This window comes from Sphingopyxis granuli NBRC 100800 (genome assembly GCF_001591045.1).
GTDB lineage: Bacteria > Pseudomonadota > Alphaproteobacteria > Sphingomonadales > Sphingomonadaceae > Sphingopyxis > Sphingopyxis granuli.
In genome coordinates, this window is record NZ_BCUA01000138.1 from 1 (window position 1) to 6,798 (window position 6,798).

Consider the following 6,798-nt stretch of genomic DNA (forward strand, 5'->3'; position numbering starts at 1 on the left):
CGGCTCGCCGGTGTCGGGAACCGGCTTGAACTCGGGCAGGCGCTGAACCGTGATGATCTTGGCCGTCGCCGACCGGACGTCGACATGGTTCGCCAGATAGGCGAAGGGCCGCCAATCGATCCGCAATTCGGGCGAGGTCAGGAAACGCCCCTTGGGATCGGACAACGAAAAGTCGCGCACGATCATCTGGCCGTAGAGCGATCCGTCGAGCCGGCCGATGCCGATCTTCATTCCGTTTTCGAATTCATATTTCTCGATCTGGGTGACGACGAAGCGCCGCCCGGCGTCGCTGTTCAATCCGATGAGGAACAACGCCAGCAGCGCGACGATCCCGAGCAGTGTGATGCCGACCCCGCGCACGATGCGCCACGACCGGCTCGTTCGCGTCTGTGCCGCCCCGGCTTCAACAGGCGCTGCTTCTTCCGCCATCAGAAGGCCTGTCCGATCGAGACATAAACGCTGATCCGCGCTTCACCCGGCTGGCGGTTGATCGGCGTTGCGACGTCGATCCGCATCGGTCCGAAATTGGTGTAATAACGCGCGCCGATCCCGGCGCCGAAACGCATGTCGGAAAAGGTCGGGGTCGAGCCGCGATAAACCTGTCCAGCGTCGACGAAGCCGACGACACCGAAATTGCCGAAGCGATAGCGCGCCTCGACCGCCGCCTCGTTGAGGCTGCGACCGCCTATCGGATCGAGGTTCGGATCTTTCGGCCCGAGCTGCTGATAACCGAAGCCACGTACAGACCCGCCGCCGCCGGCATAGAAGCGCCGCGACGGTGCCAGTCGCTCGCGCGCCGCGCCCATGATCGAACCGACGCGCACCCGCCCGGCGAGCACGATGCTATCGGTCACGGGATAATAGCCGCTCGCGTCGACACGCACGCGCGCATAGGGAGAGAAATGCCCACGCATGGAGCCTTCGGGCTGGACGAGCGCGGTGATGCGGAAACCCTTGGTCGGATCGAGCAGGCTGTCGGTCCGGTCCATCCCGATCTGCCCGGTCAGGCCGAATATCGTGTAGAAATCGCGGTTGCGGGCGCCGCGCGTGAAATCATAATCATCCTCGCTCGTCGCGATCAACTCGGCGCCATAGGCATAGGTCCATCGCTTCTGCCACAACGGCGTCGAATCATAGCTCCAGCGCACGCCGACCCGCCCGGTCAGCGCCTCGAATGCATTATAGTCGCTGCGCGTCGCCTCGGCGACCAGCTCAAAGGTCTTGTCGCGGCGCCCGGCGTTCGAACGACGGAAGGTGACGCCCAGCCCCTGCTCCTGCGTCCCGGCAACGCCGCGCACGATCAGCGCGCCTTCGGGCGGGAAAAGGTTGCGATGCATCCAGCTCCCCTCCAGCCGGATGCCCTCGCCGGTTCCATAGCCCGCACTCGCCGCCAGCGTGCGCGGCGGGCCGGCCTGTTGCGTCACCATCATCGTCACATATTCGGTGTCGTCACCGGCGCTCTCGCCGGTCCGCTGCGGCTCGACCGCCACCGTCGAGAAAAGGCCCGAGGCGACCATCGCCTGTCGCAGGTCGTCAACCATCCGGCTGTCGTAAAGATCGCCGCGTTCGAAGCGCGAAAGCACCGCGACATGCTCGGCATCGAAAGCCAGGTCGCCGGTCGTCTCGAAACCGCCGAATCGCGCGCGCGGGCCGATCTCGACCGGCAGTGTATAGGCGCCTTCGCCGGTCGCGCCGTCGAGCAATATGTCGCGCTGCTCGACCTTGGCGAAGGGATAGCCTTCCTGCGGCAATTTGAGCGCGATCGCCGCTTCCGCCCCCTGCACCCGCTCGGCGACGATGGGTTCGCCGACCTTCAATGGGAAATTATCGTCGATCAGCAGCGGCGGCACCGTCGGGTCGGCCTTGATCGTGATTTCCGAAAATTTATAGCGAACGCCCGGCGTCACATCGACCATCGCTTTCAGCGGATCGCCCCGTTCGCGTCCGCTGCGGTCGATCCGCGTATCGACGACGGCGTCGTAATAGCCTTCCGATGCAAGGATGCGCTGCATCAGTTCGGCATCGGCGGACAGGCGCGCGCGGATCATGGCCCCATTCGCAGCCTCGCCGTCGCCATCGTAGAGCGCCGACAGGTCGTGAAACAAGTCGGCCAGATCGATGTCGGTGGAATCGTCCGCCGCGGCCAACCCGTTGACCTCCACTTTGTATCGGATCTTCACATCGTCGCGGTCGGGCTCGGATTCGGCGAATTGCACGGGTTCGACGTTGAAGCTGTCGAGCGGGGGAAGCGGCGCGGCGAGTTCGCTGTCGCTGATCGGCGCATCGCCGATCGCTTCAGCCGTGTCGCCGTCGGCGAGCGCGGGAACCGGCGTACCGCCCGCCACCGGAACGGCCGCATCTTCACCCTCCTGCCGTTCCTTGGCCGCCTGCCGGCGCTCGAATTCCGCGATCGATTCGAGCGGGCGATCGAGCTCAGGATCATCCTCGGCGCCGATCGGGGGGATTGCCTTTTGGAACTCTTCGTCTTCGATGATCGGCTCGACCTGCGGCAAAGACGCCCCGGGCGGGGGGGGCGCTGGGGCTGCAATATCCTTGCCGTCGGCTTCATCCGCCTCTGCTGGCGGCACGGACGGCGCTTCGGCCTGTTGCGCGGCCACCGCGCTGCCCGCGATGACGCCCCATAGCGACACGGAAAGGGTCAGCGCCCAGCGCGTTCCCTTTATGCCACCTGATTTTCGAGATTTTTCCGGAATTTGCATCTGTTCACAACCGATGCGCACTTGTGGCTTGCCCCGCGAACCGGCGCAACCGGATTTTGCGACGGGACTGATCCCGATACGGCATCTTCATGTCGAACGGCTTTCCCGGTTGCTGGCGGCCTGTCCCCCTAACGAGCCGAAACGGGTCAGGTTCCGCAAAAGGTCGTATAGGGACCAAAGGTTTCGGGCGCCGGCTGTGCATAGACTTCCCAATCGTCACGGCTTTCGAAGGGATGACGAACGACTTCCAGCAAATCCCGCCACGGCCCCATGTCGCCCGCTTCGGCCGCCTCAAGCGCCGCCTCGACGAGGTGGTTGCGCGGGATATACAGCGGGTTCACCGCATCCATCGCCGCCGCGCGCTCCATCAGATCGACCTTCGCGAGGTCGATCCGCTTGCGCCAGTTGTCGATCCAGGACGCCATGCCATCGCGCCGGGGCAGCAGCGCCGACAGCGGCGCGTCGTCACCGCGCAGCAACATCGCGAGCGCCCGGAAGAAAGACGTGAAATCGACCGAGTGCCGCTCGAGCGCATCGAACAGGCCGTCGAACAGGTCGGCGTCGGCTTCGTCGCTGACAACCAGACCCAGCTTCGCGCGCATCCGTGCGAACCATGCTTCGCGGAAGCGTTCGGGAACCGCCGCGACGATCGCCTTCGCCTGCTCGACATCCGCCGGGTCGACGGCGTGGATCGCCGGCAGCAGCGCTTCGGCGAAGCGTGCCATGTTCCAGTGCATGATTTGCGGCTGCCGCCCATAGGCATAGCGGCCGTTGACGTCGATCGAACTGAAGACGGTGTTCACAGCGAAACGGTCCATGAAGGCGCACGGACCATAATCGAGCGTCTCGCCCGAGATCGCGACGTTATCGGTATTCATCACGCCGTGGATGAAGCCGACGCCCAGCCAGTGCGCAACGAGGCCGCATTGCAGCCCGATCACCCGGTCGAGCAGCGCGAGATGCGGGTTCGCGGCATCGGCAAGGTCGGGAAAATGGCGGTTAATGCTGTAGTCCGAAAGACGGATCACATGGTCCGCACCGTAATGCGCGGCGAAGAATTGGAAGGTGCCGACGCGGATATGGCTGCTAGCGACGCGGGTCAGCACCGCACCCGGATGCGCCCGCTCGCGCTGCACGCGATCGCCGGTCGCAACCGCGGCGAGCGACCGCGTCGTCGGCACCCCCATCGCCGCCATCGCCTCCGACACCAGATATTCGCGCAGCACCGGCCCGATCGCCGCCTTGCCGTCGCCGTTGCGGGAAAATGGCGTCGGCCCCGATCCCTTGAGTTGAATATCGAAACGCGCGCCATCGGGCGCGACGATTTCGCCGAGCAGAAGCGCGCGACCATCGCCAAGTTGTGGTGAGAAATGGCCGAACTGGTGCCCGGCATAGGCGAATGCGAGCGGGTTTGCGCCATCTGGAAGCTTCTGCCCGGAAAAGATGCGCGCGATCGCCTCATCACTTGCACCCACGATATTAATTTTGAGCCAAGCCGCGAGAGCATGGTTAAAGGCTAAGAGTTTCGGCGCCAAAGGCTGCGCCGCATGCGCGGGGGCGTAGAAGCCCACCATTGTGTCATGGAAACTGTTGTCGAACGCGAGCTTCATAGCCTCTATCTCAAGCGCGGCCGCTACGATTGCAAGCGCTCTGCAAGACTTCGCATACTCCGGTTTACCCATCGGGATCGTGATACGCTATTTCACAACTATGGTAGATCGTAATCGCACGGAACCAACGCGCTCGATGTGAACTATTGTCCTCAACGGGCCCGCCGTCTTACCGAGGTGGAGATTGCTTTTTCCGTGGAACGGCTTAGGGCTCGGCTAACTGGCGCATTGCGTTCGCCTCCTGTGCGGCCGTTCTTTCGGGACGAGACGCCGTCGTGGAATTAAGAGCCGTAGGGGTCGCGGGGAACCATTGGGACAATCGCACAGATGAATATCCTCGACGATAAGCGACTTCAGCAGTTCCGTACCGCCATTCTGGCATTCATCGTGGAAAGGCCGCGGAAACAGCGGCAACTCACCGCAGCAGGCATCGATGGCCTGCTTTGCATCGCAGCCGTTCTCATCTCCTTCTCGCTTCGCCTCGGTGTTTGGGATTTGATCTCTCAACCGATTCTGGCATTCGCCGCGATCACACTCGCGCTTTGGTATCCGATTGCGTGGAAAGCGGGCGTTTATCGGTCGCTCATCCGATATTCGGGCGCACGCACCGTGGCCGATTTAGCTGCCGCGTGTGGCCTGCTGGCATTGCCATTGATGGCGATCGTCGTTCTGTTTCGCATCGATGAAGTTCCCCGAACGCTGAGTGTCCTGCATCCGATTATTTTCTTCCTGCTTCTGGCATCTAGCCGCATATTTGCGCGCTTCGCTTTGCTCGATCTGCTCAAGGTAGTCGCGACGAATGCGCGCCGGGTGCTGGTCTACGGTGCGGGGCGCGCGGGGCAGCAACTCGCCCTGTCTCTCCGTCACGAACCGCAGGTGCATCTCGTTGGGTTCATCGACGACGATCCAAGGCTCGACGGACAACGGCTCGATGGGGTTACCGTATTCGCTTCCTTTCGCCTGCATCAGATACTTAAGGACACCAGCATCGACGAAGTCTTGCTGGCGATACCCAGCGCTACGCGTGCACGGCGGCGCGAGATCATCGAAGGGCTACAGAATGAGGAAGTCTATGTCCGGTCACTTCCTAGCCTGACCAACGTCATCGATGGTAGCATCACGGTCAACGATCTGCACGAAATCCAGATCGAGGAGTTGCTGGGTCGTGAGACCGTTGCGGCAAACGAATTACTGATGGGCAAGACGATCGTTGGAAAGACGGTGATGGTATCGGGCGCTGGCGGATCAATTGGCAGCGAGCTTTGTCGGCAGATCATTCGTTGCCGCCCGGCCAGGCTAATCTTGCTCGAACAGTCGGAATTCGCCCTCTACACGATCGAGCAGGAACTCGGCAGGCTGATGCGCGAACTCGGCATCGATATTCCGATGAAACCGGAGCTTGCCAATGTGTCCGAGCGATCGTCGATGTTGCGTGTCTATCGCTACCATCGGCCCAATACGGTCTTTCACGCCGCTGCCTATAAACATGTGCCGCTGGTCGAAGCGAACCCGCTTTCCGGTCTTCGCAACAACATCATGGGCACACTTCACAGCGTCGAGGCCGCGGAGGCGACAGGGGTAGCGAACTTCATCCTGATCAGCACCGACAAGGCAGTGCGTCCCACCAATATCATGGGGGCTTCGAAGCGCGTCTGCGAGCTCATCCTTCAATCCCGTGCCGAGCAGTCAGGCGTGAGAACCGTCTTCAGCATGGTCCGCTTCGGAAACGTCCTCGGTTCGAGCGGCTCGGTCGTTCCTCGCTTCAAGACACAGATCGTCGCGGGTGGGCCCGTTACGGTGACCCATAGCGAGATCACGCGCTATTTCATGACTATCCCCGAAGCCGCGCAGTTAGTGATCCAGGCCAGCGCAATGGCCAAGGGAGGCGAGGTATTCGTCCTCGACATGGGACAACCGGTCCGGATCGTCGATCTTGCGCGGACAATGATCCGCCTTTCAGGACTCAGCATCCGGGACGAGAGCAATCCCGACGGCGATATCGAAATCATCGAGACTGGCCTGCGTCCTGGCGAAAAGCTGTATGAGGAACTGCTGATCGGCGACAACCCGCAGCCGACGATTCACCCGCGGATTATGCGCGCCCGCGAGCGGATGATGCCTTGGAAAGAGCTCGACCGCGAATTGCAGACACTCGATAAGATATACGTCAGCGGCGATAACGCGGACGCAGTGAGGATCTTGAGCAGGCTGGTTCCCGAATACGTCCCCGATGCGGGGTGGGTCGAACGGCTGACCACGCAAATCTCGTAACGTGAAACGTCCCGGCACAGATCGCCCATCAGGTGCTCGCGGCGCGCAGCACCTCGTCCGTGATCATCGCGGTGAGCGCCATCTGTTCCTTGGTCAGACCGGGTGCACAAGCCACATCAGGCTGGTCTCGCCAAGCTCGCGCGTCACCGGCAAGCGCTGAAACGGCCGCAGGCCGGTGTCGTCGAACGCCTTTTCCA

General features: G+C 62.3%; 4 protein-coding genes. 1 reads left to right on the forward strand and 3 read right to left on the reverse strand.

Annotation, left to right across the window (positions count from 1 at the left end; genetic code table 11):
- From SGR02S_RS18610 to SGR02S_RS18620, 3 genes are all read right to left on the reverse strand, one after another.
- Window positions 1–429: AsmA family protein (locus SGR02S_RS18610; protein ID WP_156483133.1), on the reverse strand; the 429-nt coding region annotated here is incomplete at its 3' end.
- Window positions 429–2,513: an autotransporter assembly complex protein TamA gene (locus SGR02S_RS18615; RefSeq protein WP_369691233.1), complete on the reverse strand. Its 2,085-nt coding sequence runs from the start codon at window positions 2,511–2,513 to the stop codon at window positions 429–431. The genes SGR02S_RS18610 and SGR02S_RS18615, both read right to left, overlap by 1 nt.
- Before the next feature lie 353 nt (window positions 2,514–2,866).
- Window positions 2,867–4,330: a protein adenylyltransferase SelO gene (locus SGR02S_RS18620; RefSeq protein ID WP_082797233.1), complete on the reverse strand. Its 1,464-nt coding sequence runs from the start codon at window positions 4,328–4,330 to the stop codon at window positions 2,867–2,869.
- Window positions 4,331–4,657: 327 nt separating this feature from the next.
- Between SGR02S_RS18620 and SGR02S_RS18625 the strand changes: the two genes are divergently transcribed.
- A complete protein-coding gene (locus SGR02S_RS18625) occupies window positions 4,658–6,601 on the forward strand; it encodes a polysaccharide biosynthesis protein (RefSeq protein ID WP_067113604.1) in 1,944 nt (647 codons plus the stop codon).
- Window positions 6,602–6,798: the final 197 nt, after the last annotated feature.

What these genes read in the sequence shown, in the direction of transcription:
- SGR02S_RS18620 (WP_082797233.1), bottom strand. Translation starts at nt 4,330, where the DNA reads ATGAAGCTCGCGTTCGACAACAGTTTCCATGACACAATGGTGGGCTTC.
- SGR02S_RS18625 (WP_067113604.1), top strand. Translation starts at nt 4,658, where the DNA reads ATGAATATCCTCGACGATAAGCGACTTCAGCAGTTCCGTACCGCCATT.